Here is a 714-nt window from a genome sequence, read left to right as displayed (position 1 = left end):
TTATGTGCCGATGGATCCTGAATATCCACAAGAGAGATTTAAACATATACTATCTGATACAGAAGCTAAGTTAATTATTACACAAAGTCATATTAAACAAAGGCTGAAAGATATAACTGATATAGATCTTGTATCAATAGATGAGCAAGATAGTCAAACAGTATATGACAAAGAAGAAGTAACAAACTTAATAAAATATAGCAGAGCGGAAGATCTTGCTTATGTTATATATACAAGTGGTACCACAGGATTACCTAAGGGGGTGATGCTTGATCATTATAGTTTATCTACTCGTATTATTTATATGTCTGATTTTAGTGATATTACAGAAAAAGATATTTACTTATTTAAGACAAATTATATATTTGATGTTTCAGTTTCAGATATATTTACACATTTAGTATTTGGAGCGAAAATATATATATCTAGAAAGCACTTTGATCTAGATGAGATTAGTAGGTTACTTGGATGTGTGAACAGTTTACATGTTGTTCCATCTCAATATGAACTACTTAGTAAAGAGATAAAATTTAATAATGTTAGTAAAATTTATTTTAGTGGAGAAGCTGTAACAACATCATTAATATCAAATTTAACAAAAAGTATTCAAGTATATGATTATTATGGACCGACAGAGCTTGGAGAAATTACGGCATCAAAAGTAAATAAGGATGTTAAACATAATATAGGTAAAGTGTTTCCTAATTCAAAAGC

1 protein-coding gene is annotated in these 714 nt (G+C 28.4%); it reads left to right on the top strand.

The window, feature by feature from the left end:
- A partial coding sequence (locus FTPG_RS09470; RefSeq protein WP_155105189.1) for an AMP-binding protein occupies window positions 1-714 on the top strand: 714 nt, incomplete at both ends.

This window comes from Francisella philomiragia subsp. philomiragia ATCC 25015 (genome assembly GCF_000156715.1).
Classification (GTDB): domain Bacteria; phylum Pseudomonadota; class Gammaproteobacteria; order Francisellales; family Francisellaceae; genus Francisella; species Francisella philomiragia.
The sequence above is the reverse complement of the archived record's forward strand: the minus strand, read 5'-3'. Positions and strand labels throughout refer to the sequence as shown.